We start from the raw sequence: 2,832 nt of genomic DNA, 5'->3' as shown, positions 1-2,832 counted from the left end.
GTGCTGCTGGCGGACGGCATCGCGGCCCGCGTCTCGCACCCGTTGCGCCGGGCGGCGGAAGTGTTCAAGGAGCGCCCCCGGCTGGGCGCGCCGCTGCACCTGCCCCCGCCCCAGACGCTGGAGGTACGCGTGCTGTTCGACGAACTGGTGCGACTGTGGGGACGCCTGAGCGAACTGGACGCCCTGAACGTGGGCAGCCTGACGGCGGAAAAGCGCAAGCTGGAGGTCATCCTGGAATCGGCGGACGACGCCATTCTGGTGCTGGACGGCACAGGCACGGTGGCCCACGTCAGCGAACGGATGCTGCCGCTCATCGGCCTGCCGCGCGAGCAGGTGCTGGGCATGCCCTGGGCAGATATTTCCACCGCCGCGCCCAACTACCTGGCCCTGCGCACGGCGCTGGACGCCAGCCTGCACGGCAAGCGCGACGTGCCCCTGACCGAGGGCGGCGAGGAACGGGTGTTCGTGGCTCGGCGGCGGGACCTTGTGGGCGGTGACGCCCACGGACTGGCAGGGGACGGCGGCGACGCCCACGGGCTGCCGGGAATCAGTGGGCACGACGGACGGGGGTCTGTCCTGCGCGCCTCGTCCACACAACTTGCGTCCACCTCAGCTTCCGCTTCCCCCACTTCGGTGGTCGGGCAGGTGTTCCTGCTGGGCGACGTCACCGAGGCCCGGCGGCGCGAGGGGCTGCGCTCGGAAATGATGGACTGGGTCTCGCACGAACTGAAGACCCCCATGCAGTCGCTGTGCCTTGCGGCGGACCTGCTGGACCGGCGCAAGGACGACCTGGACGCCGAGGGTCGCCTGCTGGTGGAAACCGTGCGCGAGGACGCCGCCCGCCTGCGCACCCTTGCCCAGCAGTTCATGGACATTGCCCGCATGACGCCCTCCGCCCTGCACCTGACGCGGGACGAGGCGGATCTGCCCGCCCTGCTGGACCGCTGGCTGACACCCTTCGTGCTGCTGGCCCGCGAAACCGGGGTGCGCCTGGCCGTTGATGTCCGCAAGGCCCCCGAAAAGGTGCGCCTGGACGCGGAACGCTTCGCCTGGGTGGTCTCCAACCTGGTGGCCAACGCCCTGCGCGCCAGCCCCACGGACGGCGAGGTGCGGGTGCGGGTGACCGAGCATCAGGGCCGCGCGGTCATCGAGGTGGAAGACGAAGGCGCGGGCCTGCCGGAAGCCGTGCAGGCGCGCCTGTTCCAACCCTTCGCCCATGGCCCGGCGGCGGGCGCGCGCGGCGGCCTGTACGGTCTGGGCCTTGCCATCACCCGGTCCATCGTGGATGCCCACGGCGGACACATCGCCTATCAACGACGCGAGGAACGCGGCTCGCGCTTCACCGTGACCCTGCCGCTGCCGCCCCGCAACGATCAGGCGGACGACGCGGAAATGGGCACCGACGCGGCCCCAGACACGGCCCCAGACAAAGCCACTGACACGGCCACTGACACGACAACGGCGGACCGTTCCGCTCCGGACATCGGATGATGCCGGGGACGCCCCCCCCCTCCGAATGCGATGGGCCGCAGCCACACCCCGCAATCCCCAAATTCTCATGAAGGACGCCATGCCCTCCACCCCGCAACCCCAAGCCGCCACCGGCCATGAGCACGCCCGCACCCCGCTGGACGTGCTGGTGGTGGACGACGACCCCGGCATCCTGATCACCCTGCGCCTGGCCCTGGCCGCCGCCGGATGCCCGGTGCGCACGGCGGCCAGCGCGGAAGAGGCGCTGGCCCTGCTGGCCGAACACCCCGCCGACCTCGTGCTGACCGACGTGCGGATGGAAGGGGCCTCCGGCATCGACCTGGTGCGTGAGACCCGGGCGCTGCTCCCGGACGCGCTGTGCGTGGTCATGACCGCCTTCGCCTCTTTCGAGAACGCCGTGGCCGCCATCAAGGCCGGGGCCTTCGACTACCTGCCCAAGCCTTTTTCCGTGGAACAACTGGAACATCTGGTGGGCAAGGTGGCCACGGTGGTGGCCCTGCGCCGCGAAAACGCCCGATTGCGGGCGGCGGGCGCATCGGATGCCGCGGGCGCGGGCGGCGACTGGTTCGCGGGGCTTACCGCCCCGGCCACGTTGGCCTTGCAGACGCTGGTGGAGCGCATCGCCCCCAGCGAAGCCACGGTGCTGCTCACCGGAGAGACGGGTACCGGCAAGACCGCGTTAGCGCGGGCCATCCATGCCCGGTCGGCGCGTGCGGGCCGCCCCTTCGTGGAGGTGACCTGCACCGCGCTGGCGGAATCGCTGTTCGAATCGGAGGTGTTCGGCCACGTGCGCGGGGCATTCACCGGCGCGGTGCGCGACCACGCGGGCAAGTTCGAACTGGCCGAGGGGGGCACGCTGTTTCTGGACGAGGTGGGCGAACTGTCGCCCGCCTCGCAGGCCAAGCTGCTGCGCTTTCTGGAGGACCGGGTCATCGAACGGGTGGGCGGCACCCACCCCCTGCGGTTGGACGTGCGCATCATCGCCGCCACCAACCGCGACCTGGCCCGGCTGTGCCGCGAAGGCGCGTTCCGCGAGGACCTGTACTACCGGCTGAACGTGTTCGAGTGCGTGGTGCCACCCCTGCGCGACCGGCCCGACGACATCGCGCCGCTGGCCGCGAAGCTGTTCCGCGCGGCGTCGGTGCGGCTGGGGGTGGAGACGAACGTGAGACCGGACGCCGATGGGAATCCCGGCACTCCGGATACGGGCGAAGGTCTCGCCCCTCTGCCGCAGGCGGTGCTGCATGCCCTGCTGGCCCACCGCTGGCCGGGCAACGTGCGCGAACTGCGCAACGCCATGGAACGCATGGCCTTGCTGGCCGCCGGGCGGCAGCCGGGGCT

The 2,832-nt window shown here is 71.3% G+C and carries 2 protein-coding genes; both read left to right on the top strand.

Features of this window, described 5'->3' with window-relative positions:
* A partial coding sequence (locus FVW27_RS12400; RefSeq protein ID WP_167125568.1) for a sensor histidine kinase occupies positions 1-1,491 on the top strand: 1,491 nt, incomplete at its 5' end.
* A 79-nt stretch (positions 1,492-1,570) separates the two neighbouring features.
* The coding region (locus tag FVW27_RS12395; protein ID WP_167125569.1) for a sigma-54-dependent transcriptional regulator at positions 1,571-2,832 on the top strand (1,262 nt) is incomplete at its 3' end.

This window comes from Nitratidesulfovibrio liaohensis (assembly GCF_011682075.1).
GTDB classification, from domain to species: Bacteria; Desulfobacterota; Desulfovibrionia; order Desulfovibrionales; family Desulfovibrionaceae; genus Cupidesulfovibrio; species Cupidesulfovibrio liaohensis.
Note: the sequence above shows the minus strand (reverse complement) of the source record. Positions and strands in the feature narration are given on the sequence as shown.